This is a genomic window from Jeotgalibacillus aurantiacus, assembly GCF_020595125.1.
Classification (GTDB): domain Bacteria; phylum Bacillota; class Bacilli; order Bacillales; family Jeotgalibacillaceae; genus Jeotgalibacillus; species Jeotgalibacillus aurantiacus.
This window is the reverse complement of sequence record NZ_JACNMS010000001.1, coordinates 684,461-704,897: the sequence shown is the minus strand read 5'-3', so window position 1 is coordinate 704,897 and position 20,437 is coordinate 684,461. Positions and strand designations below refer to the sequence as shown.

Genomic DNA, 20,437 nt, shown 5'->3' with positions numbered 1-20,437 from the left:
GAGGGTGGTCAGAATGAAATCAATTCACCAGATTATGCAGATGATTGGACGGCTTGATACACATATAGCGGATGATTTTGAAGGTCAGGATCTGGACTTTAAGCAGTGGGGGCAGAAGACTGAAGACAATATCCGAAAAATGGTGGAATATGCGATCTGCATGGCAAACGGAGGCGGAGGAAGCGTTGTGTTTGGTATAGCGGATCGTGTCAGGGGGCATGGTAAAACCATATTGGGAGTACCTGAAAACCTGGATGTGGAAAGCTTCGCCACCCGCGTTAGAGAAGAAACGGTGCCGCCGCTTGAGCCTGAGTTTGATTTAATTGAACTGAATCATGGGACGGGTCAGCTGCTCGTGATGACCGTTGATGGAAAAGGAGGTCCTTACCAGTTCTCAAATGGTAAGTCAGTCATCCGGCGGGGGAAGGAATGTTTGACGATTGAAGCAGAAGACCTGTAAGCTTTTTTAAAACAGATGAAAGGGGAATGAGCATGAAAGCTGTCTATCACGAAGGAAAAGCAGGAATGGAAGGACTTACATACGGTGAACTTGAAGCGCCACCACTAAAAGCAGGAGAGGTGCGCGTGAAACTGAAAACAGCAGGACTGAATCACCGCGACTTATTTGTCCTACATCGCCATAGCCCATCCGACCCGCCACTTGTAGTCGGATCCGATGGAGCGGGCGTCATAGAAGAGGTCGGAGAAGGCGTAACAGATGTGCAGACAGGGGATGAAGTCATCATTAATCCGGGTCTTGGCTGGAAAGATAACAGCGCTGCACCTCCTGAGGGTTTTGAAATTGTTGGTTTGCCATTCCACGGAACTTTTGCAGAATCCATCGTCGTCCCGGCTGAAAATGCAGTAAAAAAACCTGCTCATTTATCCTGGGAGGAAGCAGGCGTTCTTGCATTGGCCGGTTTAACAGCCTATCGCGCCCTGTTTACGAGAGGACAACTGAAGGAGGGCATGAATGTACTGATTCCCGGAATCGGAAGCGGTGTCGCAACTTTCCTTCTGCAATTCGCTAAAGCTGCCGGGGCAACCGTGTATGTCACGTCACGTTCTCAGGAAAAGCGCCAAAAAGCACTTGAGCTTGGAGCAGATCATACACTCGACAGCGGATCTGACTGGGATGGGGAGCTTGGTGGCCTGAAAATGGATCTGGTCATTGAATGCGTCGGAGCTGCAACCTTCAACAAGTCACTTAAACAGCTGAAAAAAGGTGGGACTATCGTGACATTTGGTGCATCAGCAGGGGATGAAGTCACCATCAACCTGCGCGAGCTGTTCTACGGTCAGCAAAATCTGTTAGGCTCAACTATGGGAAGCGCAGAAGAACTGGACCAGATGATTGCGTTTATTGAGGAGCACGGCATCAAGCCGGTTATGGATCAAGTGTATTCGCTAAATGAGTTCAAAGCCGCATTTGAGCGCATTGATAAAGCGGAGCAGCTTGGGAAAATTGCATTTACGATTGAATAAGATGAGAATCCGGCCTGGGTGCCGGGTTCTTTTTTATGTGGAGGGGGTGGTTCGTAAAATTTTGCGGGTGTTTCGCAGGATTTTGGGATCCTTTCACAAAATGTGCAAAGTGTTTCATAGAATTTTATGCACGGTTCGTAAGATATCCCGCTCCTTTCGCAGAATTGTGAACATTGTCTTACCTTCCCGCGCTCAACCCATTCTACCTTTCACAGGCAATATACCCCCAGTACCATCCTGGATTGTGGTAGAATACTATATAGAAAGAAAATTCTGAATAATAGAAAGGGTGGACGGTGATGATAGATGAAACCTCATTGGAAACGAAGGCGATTTTTATTAGCGTGGCTTTTGACTTTAGGTTTAATGTTTACAGCAGGTTACCAACATCAGCCTGCTGTCGATATTGATCTGGATGGCATGGTGGCAGTAGCTCACAGAGGAGCGGCCAGTTATGCACCTGAAAATACCATGGCTGCTTTCCAAAAAGGCCTGGAGTTTGGAGCGGATTTTCTGGAAGCGGATGTTCACATGTCAAAAGACGGTGAACTGATCATTATGCATGATGAATCCGTTGATCGAACAACCAACGGCAGCGGCTTAATCAGAGACTTGACGCTCGAACAGATTAAAGAGCTAGAAGCAGGCTCACATTTTCACCCTGACTTTTTTGGAGAGCCTGTCATGACGCTGGATGAACTATTGGAAGCCTTTTATGGAAAAATCGGTCTGGTGATTGAGATCAAACATCCCTCGCTTTATCCAGGCATTGATGAGAAGGTTGTGGAACTCCTCTCCCAATATCCCTCTACAGAAAGCATCATCGTCCAATCCTTCGATATTGACACGATGAAACGTATCCATGAACTGGACCCGGATCTACAGATTGCTGTCCTCATGAAAGCCTCATTTGTCCCAATATCACCTGGGAAACTGGATGAACTGACGTCATTTGCTGACTATATAAATTTCAATATTTCATTTGTCTCACGCCGCACGGTCAATGAAGTGCATGAACGTGACGGAAAAGTGCTTGTCTGGTCGAAAAAGGATAAGAGACTGATTCAAAAAGCTGTGTTTTATGAAGTGGATGGTATTATTACAGATTTTTCAAGATGGCCGTTCGAGCCTGAGATTCAGGTAGCGGAGGAGTAATGTGAGGTTAGGCGTGGAGTTTGTGAGGTTAAAGGTGGAATTCGTGAGGTTGGGAGGTGAATTTGTGAGTTTAGGAGAAGAGTTCGTGAGCTTGCACGAAAGTTCGTAAGTTCAGTGACATATGGACTATCTCGCGCGGGAACTTAGTAGCCGGCTACCTCGCATGTATGGTCCGCGGACTGGATGTGAGGTTAGGCATGGAGTTTGTCAGGTTAGAGATGGAATTCGTGAGTTTGCGAGGAGAGTTTGTGAGTTTAGGATCGGAGTTCGTGAGCTTGTACGAAAGTTCGTGAGTTCAGTGACATTTGGACTATAACTCGCGCGGGAACTTAGTAGCCAGCTACCTCCGCATCCCCCGCATGTATGGTCCGCGGACTGACTTGTAAACGTTAATTCAATACAAAAACCCAATCTCTACCCAAAACAAAAACAGCTGAGAGCACGCTCTCAGCTGTTTTCATTTACCCAAGTACTTTCTCAATATCTCCGCCGATCTCCGCCGGCTCAACCGCAGGTTCATATCGCGCTTCAACGTGTCCGTCGCGGTTGATCAGGAATTTTGTGAAATTCCATTTGATTTCCCCGCCTTTTTCATCCTTCAGGAAGTTGAACAGTGGTTCGGCATGTTCCCCATTCACGTCCACTTTTGCCATGAGCGGGAAGGTTACCCCATAGTTTACTTCACAGAATTCAGTTGTTTCCTGAATATCCTCGAATTCCTGATTGGCAAACTGGCTGCATGGGAAACCGAGCACAGTTAGTCCTTCAGCGGAATATTTTTGGTGCAACTCCTGAAGTCCTTTAAATTGCGGTGTATATCCGCATTTGCTTGCTGTGTTGACAATCAGCAGAGGTTTTCCCGCGTAGGCGTCCAGGGAAATCAGGTCTCCATTTGTTTTTCGTACTGCGAAATCATATACCGTATTCATATGTAGTCCCTCCGTTTTCTTTTTATCGTACCATGTTTCAGCGCAGATCGCTTTTTAAGTGCTTTGATTCGATAAAGGAATTCTCATCCTTTTCTAATAATTCTCTCAGGAAGCTTTCAGATTAGTCAATTATGATGTGTTTAATCGCTAAAAGCGATCAGATCGATTTCGGATGGGGTTCCGGAGAGAAGGAGGAGAAGAGTATGTCCATTGAGATCTTCAGCAGGCGTGAGCAAAAATACTTAATTACAAAGCAGCAGTACTTATCTTTAGTGGAAAAAATGTCGCCATATATGAGGGCAGACAAAAATGGGATTGATGGGCGTTATACTGTGACAAGTCTTTATTTTGATACGCCTGAGCAGCGGATATATTTTGAGACAAAAAATAAACTCCGTTTCAGACAGAAGCTGCGTCTGCGTATTTACGATGATACGGATATTGATGGAACATCGTTTTTTGAAGTGAAGCAAAAGCACAATAATGTGGTGAATAAACGGAGGATGGTACTGCCGCTAAAAGATGCTTACCGGTATCTGGAGAGAAGAAGTCTCCAATCATTAAGCGACGTTCAAACGTCGAACTGGCAGGTTTTTAAGGAGATTGACCATTTTAAGAAGCTTTACAGGCTGCGTCCGGAAATGGTTGTAAGTTACGACCGGCATGCTTTTCACTGTACGTGGGATGCGGACCTCCGGGTGACATTTGATTTGAATCTGCGCTGCAGGAATGATGATTTGCGAATTGAACATGGTCCTCACGGTGCTCACTTTATCGATTCTGACCTCGTCGTGCTCGAAGTGAAGGTCACGCACAGTGTGCCTCTTTGGCTGACGAGACTATTACAGGAGCTTGAGTGTGAACAGCGCAGCGCTTCAAAATTCTGTACGAGCCTTGAGCTGTTAAAAGGAGACCGGATTCCGGGGTATTGGACGAGAGAAACGACACAAATTGGAGGGGTTTCATCATGATGGATCAGATTAATCAGCTATTTACATTTGGACCGGCAGACAATGCTTCCTTCTGGATGACATTTGGTGCAATGGCATCAGCTGCAGCGTTAAGCTTTGTCATAACGCAGGTATATCAGATTACGTTCACGGGAGAGCGTTATTCACAGGCGTTTGTGCATACGATCATCATGATGAGTGTGGTCGTTTCTGTTGTGATGAATGTGGTAAGTGGGAATGCAGGTGTTGCGTTTGGACTGTTTGCGGTATTTTCTTTGATTCGTTTCAGAAGTGCTGTGACAAACGCGAAGGATATTGCGTACATCTTTTTTGGGCTCTGCGTCGGGATGACGTGCGGCCTATACCAGATCGGACTAGCCCTTATGCTGACGGTATTTGCGAGTATTATTTTCTATCTTTTATATAAATTTGATTACGGTAAAGGGAAGGATACTCAGATTCTCAAAGTAACCGTTCCTGAAAACCTGAATCATGAAGAGATGTTCAATGACATTCTTGCAAAATATACGCACCGTTATGAGCTGAGGCAGATTGAGACAACGAATCTTGGAACGATGATTCAGTATACTTTTTCCATTCGCAGTAAAGAGGAAACGAAGGATCAGGAATTGCTTGATCAGCTGAGAGAAAAAAATGCCAATTTGAAAGTTTCACTGTCCTATCTGCAGGCTGCAGAATAACAGGATCAACCAGTTCCTTTCCACATTAAGGTAGAAGTCTTTGTGGAGGGGAGCTGTTTTTTGTTCTGGAAAATGATTTTTTATAAAAAATTCTACTTTTTTCTGAATTTCTTATCCTATTTAATAAAAACCTTATAAAATCAATGAATGTAACGCCGTCATGGGAGATAAAAAGCCTTAAATGATAGCGTTTTCATTCATAAAAATAAATAAAAATGCAAGAAAATTTGTTATCAGAATTTTATGTGAATGCAATTTTCATGATATACTAGTTCGAAAATGAAAGTATGTACGGGCGTATGACCCTCTTCACGATGTTGAAGAACGACTTTCACATTTTAAAAAAGAGAGGGGACGTTTTGATGAAGAAGACTGGTTATCCTGTTCCGCAGGGTTTATATAACCCTGAGCAGGAACATGAAGCTTGTGGTATTGGCATGATCGCCAATATCAACGGGGAAAAAACACACAATATTGTCCAGAATGCCATTAATATCCTCTGTAACCTCGAGCACCGTGGAGGACAGTCAGCTGATACAAGTACCGGTGACGGAGCCGGAATCCTGACTCAAATCCCGCATCGCTTTTTTCAAAAACAATGTGAAAAAGAGAACATATTCCTCCCGAATGAAGGCGAATACGGCGTCGGGATGGTTTTTTTACCTAAAGAACATGAAACGCGTATGAAAAGTAAAGAATTGATTGAGCAGATTATTGCCGAAGAAGGTCAGGAGTTTCTTGGCTGGAGACCGGTACCGCTGAATGACTCTTTTGTCGGTAAAGTGGCAACGAAAACAAAACCGGCGATCAGACAGGTATTTATTAAAGGTGACGAGTCGCTGAAGGACAGGATGGATTTTGAGCGTAAGCTGTTTGTTATCAGACGAAGAATCGAACGTGAGCTTACGATCATGGAAGGCTTTGAAGACATCTACGTGTGCAGCTTATCAACACAAACGATCGTCTACAAAGGTATGCTTGTCCCCGAACAGCTGGATTCCTTCTACATTGACTTAAATCATCCCGATTTCAAATCCGCATTAGCACTTGTACACTCTCGCTTTAGTACCAATACCTTCCCAAGCTGGAAGCGATCCCACCCGAACCGTTACACCATTCATAACGGAGAATTTAATACACTCCGCGGAAACGTGAACTGGATGAGGGCACGCGAGAAGCTGTGTAAGTCTGAATATTTTGATGAGAAAGATATTGAGAAGATTCTGCCGGTTATTGATGATGATGGCAGTGATTCTTCGATGTTTGATAATGCCTTTGAATTCCTTCATTTATCAGGGCGCTCACTGGCTCATACTGCGATGATGATGGTACCGGAGCCGTGGTCTAATGATAAGACGATCCGGGAGGAAAAGCGTGATTTTTATCAGTACCACAGTACCTTAATGGAACCATGGGATGGCCCTGCGGCATTAGTGTTCACAAATGGTACGCAGATCGGTGCGTGTCTTGATAGAAATGGACTGCGTCCTGCGCGTTACTATGTCACGAAGAGTGGCATGATTGTGCTTGGATCAGAGGTTGGCGCACTTGATATTTTTGCGGATGATATCGAATACAAGGAGCGTCTGGCACCAGGAAAAATTCTGCTTGTCGACCTTGAAAAGGGAACGATTATTCCGGACGAGGAAGTGAAGCTTCAGATTGCCGCCGAGCAGCCATATAAAGAGTGGCTGACCAATCTGCAAAACCTGGAGGACCTTCCTGTACCAACCGAGCATGCACCTGCGATTTCAGGAGAAGAGCTCGTGGATCAGCAGCTGGCGTTTGGTTATACGCGCGAAGAATTAAATAAAATCATTAAGCCGCTCGTGTCAGAAGGAAAAGATCCGGTCGGTTCAATGGGATATGATTCACCCATTGCGGTTTTATCTAAAAAGCCGCAGCTTTTATATAACTATTTCAAGCAGCTGTTTGCACAGGTCACAAACCCTGCCCTCGATGCTATCCGTGAGGAATTGATCACGATGGTGGAGACAACGATTGGAGCAGAAGGCAACCTGGTGGATCCAGGTCCTGAAAGCTGCCGTAAGATCCGGATTGAAAAGCCGATTTTAAATAATACACAGCTTGAAACACTGCGTCAGCAAAATGTTCAAGGTTTTGCACCAGTCACGCTTTCTACGCTGTTTGATGCGAAGGAAGGCAGTCTGGAGCCTGCTCTTGAGGCGATTTTTGAAAAAGCAGATCAGGCTGTAGCTGAAGGGAAAGTTCTGATCATTCTCTCAGACCGCGGCGTATCCGGCACGCAGGCGGCGATTCCTGCCCTGCTTGCGGTTTCGGGACTGCATCACCACTTGATCCGTCAGGGAACGCGTACGAAGGTCAGCATCCTGATCGAATCAGGAGAACCACGTGAAGTGCACCATTTTGCTGCGTTATTAGGATACGGTGCAGAAGCAATCAACCCTTACCTTGCGTTTGAAACGATTCGGGATCTGATTGCACGTGATGAGATAACAGATAAGACATTTGATGAAGCAGTGGAATGCTACATCAACGCTGCAACAGACGGTGTCATTAAGGTACTTTCGAAGATTGGTATTTCCACGATTCAGAGTTACCGCGGAGCCCAGATTTTTGAGGCGTTCGGCATCCACCCTGAAGTTGTGGATAAATACTTTACACGTACACCATCCCGTATTGGCGGAATCAAGATGGATACGATTGAAAAAGAAGTGTTAATGCGTCATGAGCAGGCTTATCGCGAGAATCGCGGGGGCAGCCGTGCGCTTGAGACGGGTGATGAATATCAGTACCGTGCTAAAGGGGAGGACCATACGTATAACCCGAGCACGATTCACACGCTTCAGCACGCATGCCGTTCAAATGACTATGATGTTTTTAAGAAATACTCAAAGCTTTTAACAGACGAAAAAGCGAACCTGCAGTCATTAAAAGGATTGCTGCGCTTTAAGAAGGGTCACTCGATTCCTCTAGATGAAGTAGAATCTATTGAATCGATCTGCCGCCGTTTTAAAACGGGTGCCATGTCTTATGGTGCCATCTCTCAGGAGGCGCACGAAGCGCTTGCGATTGCGATGAACCGTATTGGCGGACGAAGCAACTCAGGTGAAGGTGGAGAATCACCGGACCGTTTTACGCCTGACTCAAATGGGGATTCCCGCCGCAGTTCCATCAAGCAGGTGGCATCCGGCCGTTTTGGCGTAACGAGTCACTACCTGGTGAATGCAGATGAAATTCAAATTAAGGTTGCACAGGGAGCGAAGCCGGGTGAAGGTGGACACCTTCCTGGTAAGAAGGTATATCCATGGATTGCGGAAGTGCGTGGATCTACAACAGGTGTAGAACTGATTTCACCACCGCCTCACCATGATATTTATTCTATTGAGGATCTGGCTGAACTGATCCACAATCTGAAAAACGCCAATCCAAGTGCAAGAATCAGCGTAAAGCTCGTTTCAGCAGTAGGGGTCGGAACGATCGCTGCAGGTGTTGCGAAAGGGCGCGCAGACCTGATCCTCATCAGTGGTTACGATGGCGGTACAGGTGCAGCTCCACGTACGAGTCTGAAGCACGCGGGCCTTCCGTGGGAAATCGGACTTGCAGAAACTCACCAGACACTATTGTTAAACGGATTACGCGACCGTATCGTCGTTGAGACAGATGGCAAAATGATGACGGGCCGCGATGTTGTGATGGCAGCGCTGCTTGGTGCTGAAGAATACGGCTTCTCAACTGCACCACTTGTTGTTCTTGGCTGTATTATGATGCGCGTGTGTCATCTGGATACGTGTCCGGTTGGGGTTGCGACACAAAACCCTGAGCTCCGTAAGAAATTCACGGGAGATGCTGAACACGTAGCGAACTTCATGCGCTTTATCGCCATGGAAACACGTGAAATCATGGCTGAGCTTGGCTTCAGAACGATCAATGAAATGATTGGCCGTACTGATTTCCTTGAGCGCAACCCTGATATTGATCACTGGAAAGCGGCTGATATTGACTTCTCAGCACTGCTTTATTCACCGGACCTTCCGGAAAAAGTAGGCCGCTATCACCAGCAGGATCAGGATCACGGACTTGAAAAAACACTTGATTATCAGGAGCTTATTCCTGTTGCACGTAAAGCGATTGAAAAAGGGGAAAAGGTATCCTTCACTACGGCCATCCGTAACATTAACCGCGTAACCGGTTCGATGCTTGGCAGTGAAATCACGCGCCGTTACGGTGCAGAGGGGCTGCCTGAAGATACCGTAAACCTGACGTTCAAAGGATCTGCCGGTCAGAGCTTTGGCGCATTTATTCCGAAGGGAATGACACTCCGACTCGTCGGGGATGCCAACGATTTCGTCGGAAAAGGACTATCCGGCGGTAAGATTATTGTGCACCCGGATCCAGTTGTCACCTTCCCGCCTGAAAAGAATATCATCATCGGAAACGTTGCCTTTTATGGCGCGTCAGATGGTGAAGCCTATATTCACGGTGTTGCGGGTGAACGCTTCTGTGTTCGTAACAGTGGTGTAGATGTCGTAGTAGAAGGAGTAGGCGATCATGCCTGCGAATATATGACTGGCGGTACGGTTGTCGTGCTTGGCGAGACTGGCCGGAACTTTGCAGCCGGTATGTCGGGTGGAGTTGCTTACGTCTTTGACGAGAGTGGCACATTCAGAGAGCGCTGCAATGAAGAGCTGGTTCTCGTAGAAAAACTGACAGATGAAGCGGAAATGAAGGACGTATTCAACATGATCCAAAAACATGTGGATTATACAGACAGCGGTCACGGAAAACGAATTCTGACTTACTGGGAAACTTACTCTGAAAACTTCGTCCGCGTTATTCCGAAAGCCTATCTCAAGATCAATACGCGTATTAACGAACTGATTCAAAGCGGTGCCTCTAAAGAAGAAGCTGAAATGGCAGCATTTGAAGAGAGCAAACGTCCGCTTGTTACTCAATAAACGTCTAAAGGAGGGATTTGATGGGGAAGCCGACTGGATTTATGGAGTATCAACGCCATTCGCAGCGTGAACGCGATCCGAAAGAGCGGATCAACGACTGGAAAGACTATACGAAGCCAATGTCGGAACAGGAAATCAAATTAGAGGGAGCGCGCTGTATGGATTGCGGCGTGCCAACCTGTCACACGGGGACAGAGATCAACGGCCAGACAACAGGATGTCCGGTCTACCATCTCATCCCGGAATGGAACGATCTTGTTTATCAGGGGAAATGGAAGGAGGCGCTTGAGCGTGAGCACGAGCGCAACAACTTCCCTGAGTTCACAGGAACAGCCTGCCCGGCACCATGTGAAGGCGCCTGTGTCCTAGGTATTAACGAAGATCCTGTCGCGATCCGTACCGTCGAACGCGCGATTATTGAACGCGGATTTGATGAGGGCTGGGTCGTGCCGGAACCACCTGAAAAGCGTACAGGGAAAAAAGTGGCGGTTGTCGGTTCAGGCCCTGCTGGTCTTGCTGCAGCAGCCCAGCTGAACAAAGCGGGCCATCTAGTAACGGTTTACGAGAAAAACGACCGCATTGGCGGACTGCTGACATACGGCATTCCTGAAATGAAGCTCCCATACTACATGGTGGAACGCCGTGTGAAAATTCTTGAAGCAGAAGGCATCACGTTCATTACAAACGCAGAAATCGGGGGCAACGTGCCTGTTGAACAGCTGCGTGAAGAATTCGATTCCATCATTTTATGTGGAGGCGCACAGGTTCACCGCAATATTGATGTGGAAGGGCGCGACCTGAAAGGGATCCATTACGCAATGGATTTCCTTCACAGCAACACGAAGAGTCTTTTGGACTCTAACCATGAGGATGGTAACTACATTTCAGCTGAGGGTAAAGACGTTATCGTGATCGGAGGCGGAGACACAGGTACAGACTGTCTTGCCACTTCATTACGTCATAACTGTAAGAGCCTGACTCAGTTCGATATTTACGATAAAAAAGGTTCCATCCGTGACGCACTTGGTAACCCGTGGCCACAATATCCAATTATCCACCGTATCGAATACGGCCAAAAGGAAGCTGCAAGCAAATACGGAGACGATCCAAGAGCCTATGCCGTGCAGACAACTAAGTTTGTCGGTGACGAAAATGGCCATGTAAAAGAAGTGCACACCGTTAATGTAAAGCTGCGTATTGAAAACGGCAAAAAGATCCGTGAAACGATCCCGGGATCAGAAAAAGTCTGGAAAGCAGACCTTGTTCTTCTGGCGATCGGATTCAGCGGTCCTGAACAAAGCCTGATTCAAAAGCTTGGCGTTGAAACAACAGACCGTTCAACTGTCAAAGCAGAATACGGTGACTACCGCACAAACGTAGAAGGCATCTTCTCTGCAGGCGATATGCGCCGCGGACAAAGCCTCATCGTCTGGGCCATCAACGAAGGGCGCGAAGCCGCAAGAGAATGCGACCGCTACCTGATGGGCTCAACTGTATTACCATAGGATGAATGAAAGCCGGGACTGCTTGGTGCAGTTCCGGTTTTTTTAAATGTATGCAGGCGGCTGAGGGTTGGATGTGAATGGATTTGTATCGTTCGTGGGCATTTATGTGTTGTTTAAAAAGATTTTTGTATCGTTTCAAAAAATATATGTACTGTTCCACAAATTAAATGTAACGTTGCCTCTACAGACGCGGTTATTTGTCTTGTTTCAGCAAATATATGTACTGTTATAGCACTGATTCGGATTCGGCCCCCTAATTTAGGACACGGTCTGTTGTGTTGTTGAAAAGATTTTAGCACATTCCAAATTGATGATAAAACTTGATACTAAAACTCTGGCTGCTTTGTCTTCATGCATAGGTTATCAGAGAAGGCTTTTAAGGCTGACCTCACAGTGATCAGCCATTATCATTGCTTGATCAGATACAATCACCTTCTAGAGAGTGATCGAGAAGCTGGAACAATCATTTTTTACTGCTTCGAAGAATTTCTTCGGTGACAGATTGCCAAGGCTGCCGTGTGGCCTGCGTTCGTTGTAAAATTTCACATAGTCGTTGATATAGTAAATCGCATGGTCGAACGTCTCCATCTCAACCTCGTGACGAACGATACACTCACGCTGGAACTGGCTGTGATATGACTCGATAAAGGCGTTAAGATTAGGAGACGCGTTCGGTATGCGCTCATGGAAAAGACCATGAAACGCACAGTATTTCGCAAAACTGTGGCTAATAAACTGTGGTCCATTGTCTGTGCGGATGATCAATTTCTGCTCACCACTCCCTGGCTTCAGATGCACCTTGCGTCGTAAGATGGCCTTCATCACCGTCCGTATCACGTCTTCAGACCTGCAGGTCCTACCACAATAGTACCCGACGATCTGTCGGTCGTAGACATCAATGACGTTGCACGTCATCAGAAAGAACCCAGCTTCTTTTAAGGGTACATATTTGATGTCCATCTGCCAAAGTTGGTTAACGGCTGTCACGCTCCGGTTTCTCGCGAGTTGACGCTTAGGACGGTTCATTTTACCTCGTGTTTTTAATACTCCGAGCTCCTTACAGAGTCGATAGACTTTCTTGGCATTGATTACTAACTTCATCTCTGTCCTCAAGAGGATACACCACTTTCGATAGCCCAGACCTCCAATGAGATCGTCTTCACTGAACTCACAGAGAAACTCTTTAATCTCTTCATCAGAGACTGGCGTGCCATCTATGGTGTATGAGACTCCCGGAAAGGGGCGGCCTCTCTTCTTCATCTGGATGTTCCCTCCCATCATCGCTTGATAGTAGTAGGTCGAGCGTCCAAGACCGAGTATAGAGAGGATTCTCTTGGCCTGGAATCCCTGACCAATCCATTGGTTTGCGATCTCGTGCAATTCTGATATTAGAAAGGTCTTTTTTTTACGAGGTCTTTTAAGACCGCGATCTCCAACTCTTTCTCACCGAGCAGGCGCATGGCTCGTTCGTACTGCTGCTTGTAATAGTCACCAGATTTTTCAAGAGGAAGAACCTCCCCTGATTCCGCCTCCATCTCCATCTCTTCTCGGATCTCATCTCCATACTCATTAATCCAAGCAGTCAATGTACTACGATGGACGCCTGCTGTCTTGGCGGTTGTGACAATCTTGTTTGTCTCAAGTGCCATTCGGACATATTTCTTTTTGATCTCCTCAAACGCCTGAACCTTCTTTCGCATAAAAGTGCCCCCTTTCCTGTGGAATTGTTTGATATCAGTGTAAATCCAACATCAATTCGTGTCCAAGGTATTAAGGGGGCTAGAAAGCGGTTGTATCGTTCCACGTGATGATTGTATTGACTCACTGCTTCACGCGAAGTTCTATCCACCACCACCACCTCCAAACCTCTCCGCGGCATTCATGCGCAGTTTGCCCAAAAGCCCTCTCCTCCTAATGGTGTGTGCCTTTAAACACCCTCTTATTTTCCAGGAAAAATCAGCTGATCAAGTTTGTTCCAACCTTCGATAGGGAAACACTCATAAGGAAGTTCATTACATATTTTGAGGAGGAATGGAAGTGAGCAACGAAGGCAAATCGAACAAAAAGCACGAGCAGCTAGATACGTTCCGCACAGACGACTCCGGTAAAAAGATGACGACCAATCAGGGTCTTAAGGTATCAGAAGATGAATTTTCACTAAAAGCAGGTGTTAGAGGACCGACTCTTCTTGAGGATTTTCAATTCAGGGAGAAAATGACGCATTTTGATCATGAGCGGATCCCGGAAAGGATTGTTCATGCACGCGGATACGGTGCGCATGGCGAGTTTGAATTATATGAATCAGCAGAAGCTTATACACGAGCGGGTTTCCTTACTGACACGTCAAAAAAGACCCCTGTTTTCGTGCGTTTTTCAACGGTTGCCGGCTCTAAAGGGTCAGCGGATGTGGCCCGTGATGCACGTGGTTTTGCTGTGAAATTTTATACGGACGAAGGGAACTATGATCTGGTCGGAAACAACATTCCGGTGTTTTTTATCCAGGACGCCATAAAATTCCCTGACCTTGTGCATGCTGTAAAGCCGGAGCCGCACAATGAGATTCCTCAGGCTGCTTCTGCCCATGATACGTTCTGGGACTTTGTTGCAAATAACCAGGAGTCAGCCCATATGGTCATGTGGACGATGTCTGACAGAGCGATTCCGCGAAGCTACCGGATGATGGAAGGCTTCGGTGTCCACACATTCCGCTTTATTAATAACGAAGGTAAGGCTCATTTCGTGAAATTTCACTGGAAGCCGATTCTTGGGACGCATTCAGTTGTCTGGGATGAAGCACAAAAGCTGAACGGAAAAGATCCGGATTTTCACCGCCGTGATCTGTATGAAGCGATTGAAAATGGAGATTTTCCTGAGTATGAACTCGGTTTACAGCTGATTTCTGAAGAAGATGAGTTTAAATTCGACTTCGATGTGCTCGATGCCACGAAGCTCTGGCCGGAGGAAGACGTACCGGTTAAAATTCTCGGTAAAATGACGCTGAATCGAAATGTAGATAACGTTTTTGCTGAAACAGAACAGGTCGCGTTCCATCCGGGTCACTTAGTACCAGGTATTGATTTTACCAATGATCCGCTATTACAGGGGAGACTGTTCTCTTACACGGATACACAGTTAATCCGTCTTGGCGGACCGAATTTTCATGAGCTTCCGATCAACCGTCCGGTGTGTCCATTCCATAATAACCAGCGTGACGGTTACGGACGCCAGACCATCAATAAGGGACAGGTCAGCTACCATAAAAATTCCCTTGCGCAAAATACACCTGAAACCTCTACAGAAGAAGAGGGCGGTTTTGCTCATTATCAGGAGAAAATGGAGGGTCGCAAAGTACGGGCGAGAAGTGACAGCTTCAAGGATCATTTCTCACAGGCGACTCTTTTCTGGAATAGCATGAGCCAGCCTGAAAAAGAACATATCATACAGGCTTTCAGCTTTGAGCTTGGTAAATGTGACACGATGTCGATTCGCAGGCAGGTCGTTGAGATGTTTGCGAATGTCAGTCTGGAGCTTGCTACTGAGGTTGCCAAAAATATTGGGGTGGATGTGCCGCAGGGTAAAGAATCCGGCGTGACAAAATCATCTCCTGCATTAAGTCAGGAAAACACAGTCAAAACACCCGCTACCCGAAAAGTGGCGGTCATTGCCGGTGAAGGCTTTGCGGGAGACGTCAATGCCGTGCTGAAAGAGCTGAAGGCAAAAGGGATTACCACAGAGGTCGTCAGCGAAACGTTTGGCAATGTGACGGGAGCGGATGGTTCAAGTCTGGAGGTAGATCATACCTTCCTGACGGCCGATTCCGTCATTTTCGATGGATTGTATTTAGCAGGAGCAAAGGATCCAAGCCGTAAATTTGTACAGAATACATCTTATTTCTTAAACGAAGCCTACCAGCATTTCAAACCGATTGGTGCCACGCATGAAGGGAAGAAGTGGCTTGAGGCGAATGATATTGCAGAGAGTGCCGGTGTCATTTATGCGGACGATACGGCAATATTTGCAGATGCTTATATTGAAGCTGTAACGGCACATCGACACTGGGATCGCGATGTGATGTAAGAGACATGATAAAACCTGAACAGGCGCTGATACTCGCGTCCTGTTCAGGTTTTTTGTTAAGTAAAAGGTTACTTTTCTCCGCTGTTACCTATTTAAAACTGACTGTGACTGGTATACTAACAACAGCAAACTTAAGGAGAACGGATATGACAACTTGGAAAGACTATCATCTTAGTGCACCGATTACTGAGGCACTTGAAAAACTCACTTTTACATCCCCGACAGAGGTCCAGCAGCAGGTTATTCCTGCCCTTCAACGCAAAAAAGATGTGATGGCAAAAGCACAGACTGGCAGCGGGAAAACTGCGGCCTATGCGATCCCATTATGTGAAGCGGTTGAGTGGGAAGAAAACAAACCACAGGCGCTAATCATCACACCAACAAGAGAACTGGCTGATCAGGTGCGGCTTGATGCTTCAGCCATTGGACGCTTTAAGCGGATCAAGGCGGTTGCACTTTTCGGCAGACAGTCTTTTGCGAAACAGAAGCTTGAATTAAAGCAGAAAACACATATTGTAGCAGGAACGCCGGGCCGTTTACTCGACCATTTAGAGAAGGGAACGTTTGACCCTTCCCATTTACGATACGTCGTCATTGATGAAGCGGATGAACTGTTTAATCGCGGATTTATTGAGCAGGTGGAGGCCATTATGAAGTTCATGCCCTCTAAACGCGTCACAGCGCTCTTCTCAGCGACTTTTTCAGAAGAGGTGGAACAGGTAAGCAAAAAGTGGTTAACGTCTCCTGAGCGCTTCGAAATTGCTTCACGTGTGAAGGTCGAGGATTTGATCACCCATCAGTATGTAATGGTGAATGATGAAGACAAACTGTCTGCCCTCAAGCAGATTACCATGTCGGAAAATCCCGATACTTGTATGATTTTCTGCCGCACACAGGAGCGCACGGATATTCTGACTAAACAGCTCGATCAGGCAGGCTATCCATGTGACAAAATCCACGGTGGCATGGTGCAGGAAGAGCGTTTTGATGTCATGAACGAATTTAAGCGGGGTGAATTCCGTTATCTCGTGGCAACAGATGTGGCAGCGAGAGGCATTGACGTTGACAATGTGTCGCTCGTTCTTAACTATGATATTCCGCTTGAAATGCCTGCTTACGTGCACCGCAGTGGTAGAACAGGTCGTGCAGGAAACACAGGTAAAGTCATCTCCCTGGTGGAAGCAAGAGAACAGGAGAGGCTTCAAGGCATCATTGAATATAGAAATGCACCGATTGAAGAAGTCAGTCTGACAAATTTCACCCCTGATCCTGAAGCGTTTCATCAGAAAATGGAAGAAGAGCAGGAGCGGAAAACAGCAGCCATTGAAAAAGTCAGCACAGATATTCAGAAGATCTACGTGAATGGCGGCAAAAAGAAAAAGCTGAGAGCCGTTGATTTTGTCGGCACGATTACATCGATTGACGGCGTTAATGCTGAAGATATAGGAATTATCACGATCGAACCGACTTGCTCATTTATCGAAATTTTAAACGGCAAAGGCCCTCTCGTTATAGACGAGCTGCGTGAGAAAACAATCAAAGGTAAAAAGCTGAAGGTACATCCGGCGAAAAAATAATGAATTTCTTTGACGATCCGGGTGCTCAAAGAAGACAGGTTGTCTATCGACAGATTTCAAGGTGCTATCAACATTTACAGCAACGCTAACGACAGTAATGAAGCATCGATCAACATGAATTGGTGTGCGATCAACAATTTGAGCTTGCTGAAGCAGCCTATCAACATAAATAGCTTGTCTATCAACTTAAATCATCGAGTGATCGACATTAGAAAGTTGATATCCACATCAATAATGATTTCTCGTAGGCTCATGCTATCCCGATCTTAATACCATTCAATTTTAGCACCTGCTTTCACCCGGAAAGCAGGTGCTTCTTTTCTAAAAGAGGGAATTACTTGAAGTTTGAAAGTGTCCCCGATAGAATAAAAGAGTTGAAAAATTCTTACTATTAGGGAGGGTAATGATGTGAAAGAGAAGAAAGCATGGAAAGTACCCCATACGTTTGTCATTGTCTTCTTTGTAGTGTTGCTTGCTGCTTTGCTGACCTATGTGGTGCCTGCAGGGCAGTTTGAAACCGAGGAAGTCACGTATACACAGGATGGAGAGGAGTCCACGAGAACTGTTCTGGACCCTGACAGTTTCAGCTACGTTACAAACGAGAATGGGGACCAGGTCAGACAGGGAACAGCGCTGTTTGAGGATGGCGGAGGTGCCGGCTTCCTGAACTATGTATTTGAAGGACTCGTTTCGGGAGATAAATGGGGCTCAGCTGTTGGTGTAGTAGCCTTCATTCTGATTATTGGAGGAGCTTTCGGCATTATTTTAAGAACACGTGCCATAGAGCAGGGAATCTTAAATGTGATTGATAAAACAAAGGGCCGTGAAATTTTAATTATTCCGGTAATGTTTTTCCTGTTTTCGCTGGGTGGAGCTGTATTCGGAATGGGTGAAGAAGCGATTGCGTTCGCCATTATTCTCGTTCCGCTGATGGTTGCACTCGGATATGACGCGATTACGGGTGTCATGATTACATATGTAGCTACGCAGGTCGGTTTTGCAACGTCATGGATGAACCCTTTCAGTGTAGCGATTGCTCAGGGGGTTTCGGATGTACCGGTCCTTTCAGGTGCACCATTCCGAATTGCCATGTGGCTTGTTTTTACACTGGTTGGGATTATTTTCACCTGGATTTACGCGTCAAAAATTAAAAAGGATCCGAAGAAATCCTTATCCTATGAGACGGATGCTTATTTCAGAAAAAACGGCGATCTCAAAGACCTGCAGGCGAATTTCACATTTGGCCATGCACTTGTTGTATTAACGCTGATTGCCGGGATTGGCTGGGTGATCTGGGGTGTAATTGAACGTGCTTACTATATTCCTGAAATTGCCTCACAATTCTTTACGATGGGGCTCGTAGCCGGGATTATTGGTGTCATGTTTAAGTTGAATAACATGAAAGTTGATGACATTGCTGAAGGATTTATCGAAGGTGCGAAAGATTTACTGCCGGCTGCCTTAATCGTTGGAATGGCTAAAGGAATTGTCATCATTTTAGGCGGCGACAGTCCTGATGCACCATCTGTTCTGAATACGATGCTATATGGAGCAGGACAAGCGATTGGAGATTTACCTTCAGCGCTTTCGGCCTGGTTTATGTACGCATTCCAATCTGTTTTTAATTTCTTCGTCGTTTCAGGCTCAGGTCAGGCAGCCTTAACGATGCCATTGATGGCGCCTCTTGCAGATATTGCTGGCGTGACAAGACAGACAGCTGTCCTTGCCTTCCAGCTGGGGGATGGATTAACAAACATCTTTGTTCCTACCTCTGCTGCGCTTTTAGGTACGCTTGGTGCAGCCAGAATTGACTGGGGCACTTGGGCGCGTTTTATCTGGAAGTTTATGCTGCTGTTAATTGGTATGGCTACAATTTTTATGATCATCGCCTCTGTGATAAACTTCTGATAACCACACGCGTCGAGGAGGAACAGTATGTTAACGGTAATAAAAAATGCAGATGTGTACACGCCTGAATCCATTGGTATAAAGGATATTTTAATTGCAGATAAACGTATCGCGGCGATTGAGGACCAAATTGATCTCCCAGAGGAGACACCGGGTCTCAAGGTCATTGACGCTGAGCATAAAATAGCCGTACCAGGCTTCATTGATTCACATGTCCACATCATGGGAGGCGGGGGAGAAGGCAGCTACAAAACCCGAACGCCAGAACTTCAGCTGACAGATGCTACGCTTGGAGGTGTGACGACGCTCGTGGGTGTCATCGGAACAGACGGCACAACCCGCACCATGCCTTCACTGATTGCAAAAGCAAGAGCGCTGGAAGAGGAAGGCATTACATGTTACGTTCACACCGGCTCCTATCAGGTGCCAGTCAAAACGCTCACAGGTAAAATCGAGGATGACCTCATTTTGATTGACCGAGTCATTGGAGCGGGAGAGATAGCGATTGCCGATCACCGTTCCTCTCAGCCGACCGTTGAAGAAATGGCGAAGATTGCTTCTGCAGCAAGGATTGGTGGCATGTTATCGGGTAAAGCAGGTATCATAAACGTCCATGTTGGAGACAGCTATGATCATCTGAAAATCATTGAGCAGGTCGTTGAAACAACAGACATTCCAATCAGGCAGTTCTATCCAACACACATCAACCGGAATCCGCATCTATTTGAGGCAGGCATTGCTTATGCAAAGCGTGGAGGTTATGTTGATTTCACGACAAGCTCCATTCCAAAGTTTTTAGAAGAGGGAGAGGTAAAGTGCTCAACCGCCTTAAAAAGAATGCTTGAGGCTGGCGTACAGGCTTCACAAATTACTTTTACGTCAGATGGTCAGGCAAGCCTTCCTGATTTCGATCAGGATGGAGAACTCATTGGCCTGCAGATCGGAAAAGTGACTTCTCTTTATAAAGAGGTGCGAGATGCTGTGTTAGAAGAAAAGGTGCCTTTAAGTACGGCCATTCGTATGGTTACTCAAAACCCTGCTAAAATCTTAAAGCTTACTCAAAAAGGGGAGCTAGTGAGCGGGAAGGACGCCGACGTGGTGCTCTTATCGCACGATGACTACAGCATTGATTCTGTTTTTGCACTGGGGAAACTGATGGTACACAAAGGTGAAGCTGTTGTTAAAGGAACATTCGAATAAAAAAATATGG

14 protein-coding genes are annotated in these 20,437 nt (G+C 46.2%); 11 read left to right on the top strand and 3 right to left on the bottom strand.

Features of this window, described 5'->3' with window-relative positions:
- The first annotated feature begins 13 nt into the window (after positions 1–13).
- The 3 genes from H7968_RS03280 (at position 14) to H7968_RS03270 (ending at position 2,640) form a co-directional block, all read left to right on the top strand.
- Positions 14–460, top strand: coding sequence for an ATP-binding protein (locus H7968_RS03280; protein ID WP_227394807.1), 447 nt, complete (start codon positions 14–16; stop codon positions 458–460).
- Between the two features lie 32 nt (positions 461–492).
- Entirely contained in the window at positions 493–1,485 is a 993-nt protein-coding gene (locus tag H7968_RS03275; RefSeq protein WP_227394806.1) for a zinc-binding dehydrogenase, read from the top strand.
- 306 nt (positions 1,486–1,791) lie between these two features.
- A complete protein-coding gene (locus H7968_RS03270) occupies positions 1,792–2,640 on the top strand; it encodes a glycerophosphodiester phosphodiesterase (RefSeq protein WP_227394805.1) in 849 nt (282 codons plus the stop codon).
- 461 nt (positions 2,641–3,101) lie between these two features.
- On the opposite strand, the gene H7968_RS03265 is transcribed toward H7968_RS03270, so the two are convergent.
- Positions 3,102–3,569 carry a glutathione peroxidase gene (locus H7968_RS03265; protein ID WP_227394804.1) on the bottom strand — a complete coding sequence of 156 codons (468 nt, stop codon included), beginning with the start codon at positions 3,567–3,569 and terminating at the stop codon, positions 3,102–3,104.
- 203 nt (positions 3,570–3,772) lie between these two features.
- On the opposite strand from H7968_RS03265, the gene H7968_RS03260 reads away from it, so the two are divergent.
- The 4 genes from H7968_RS03260 to H7968_RS03245 all read left to right on the top strand — a co-directional run bounded on the left by H7968_RS03260 (position 3,773) and on the right by H7968_RS03245 (position 11,665).
- Positions 3,773–4,540 carry a polyphosphate polymerase domain-containing protein gene (locus tag H7968_RS03260; protein WP_227394803.1) on the top strand — a complete coding sequence of 256 codons (768 nt, stop codon included), beginning with the start codon at positions 3,773–3,775 and terminating at the stop codon, positions 4,538–4,540.
- Positions 4,537–5,220, top strand: a complete 684-nt coding sequence (locus H7968_RS03255; RefSeq protein WP_227394802.1) for a DUF4956 domain-containing protein — start codon at positions 4,537–4,539, stop codon at positions 5,218–5,220. Before H7968_RS03260 ends, H7968_RS03255 begins: the two co-directional genes overlap by 4 nt.
- 362 nt (positions 5,221–5,582) lie before the next feature.
- Entirely contained in the window at positions 5,583–10,160 is a 4,578-nt protein-coding gene (gltB, locus tag H7968_RS03250) for a glutamate synthase large subunit (RefSeq protein WP_227394801.1), read from the top strand.
- Between the two features lie 20 nt (positions 10,161–10,180).
- Positions 10,181–11,665, top strand: coding sequence for a glutamate synthase subunit beta (locus H7968_RS03245; protein ID WP_227394800.1), 1,485 nt, complete (start codon positions 10,181–10,183; stop codon positions 11,663–11,665).
- 435 nt (positions 11,666–12,100) lie between these two features.
- Here H7968_RS03245 and H7968_RS03240 read toward each other — a convergent pair whose 3' ends face one another.
- A complete protein-coding gene (locus H7968_RS03240) occupies positions 12,101–13,045 on the bottom strand; it encodes an IS3 family transposase (RefSeq protein WP_227394799.1) in 945 nt (314 codons plus the stop codon).
- 8 nt (positions 13,046–13,053) lie between these two features.
- Entirely contained in the window at positions 13,054–13,365 is a 312-nt protein-coding gene (locus H7968_RS03235; protein WP_227394798.1) for a hypothetical protein, read from the bottom strand.
- A 331-nt stretch (positions 13,366–13,696) separates the two neighbouring features.
- On the opposite strand from H7968_RS03235, the gene H7968_RS03230 reads away from it, so the two are divergent.
- From H7968_RS03230 to iadA, 4 genes are all read left to right on the top strand, one after another.
- The gene (locus H7968_RS03230; protein ID WP_227394797.1) at positions 13,697–15,742 is read left to right on the top strand and encodes a catalase; all 2,046 of its coding nucleotides are present in this window, start codon (positions 13,697–13,699) and stop codon (positions 15,740–15,742) included.
- A gap of 146 nt (positions 15,743–15,888) precedes the next feature.
- The gene (locus H7968_RS03225) at positions 15,889–17,319 is read left to right on the top strand and encodes a DEAD/DEAH box helicase (RefSeq protein WP_227394796.1); all 1,431 of its coding nucleotides are present in this window, start codon (positions 15,889–15,891) and stop codon (positions 17,317–17,319) included.
- Between the two features lie 408 nt (positions 17,320–17,727).
- On the top strand, positions 17,728–19,227 hold the full coding sequence (gene yfcC, locus H7968_RS03220) for a putative basic amino acid antiporter YfcC (RefSeq protein ID WP_227394795.1): 1,500 nt from the start codon (positions 17,728–17,730) through the stop codon (positions 19,225–19,227).
- Between the two features lie 27 nt (positions 19,228–19,254).
- Positions 19,255–20,427, top strand: coding sequence for a beta-aspartyl-peptidase (gene iadA / locus H7968_RS03215; protein ID WP_227394794.1), 1,173 nt, complete (start codon positions 19,255–19,257; stop codon positions 20,425–20,427).
- The last annotated feature ends 10 nt before the right edge of the window (positions 20,428–20,437 follow it).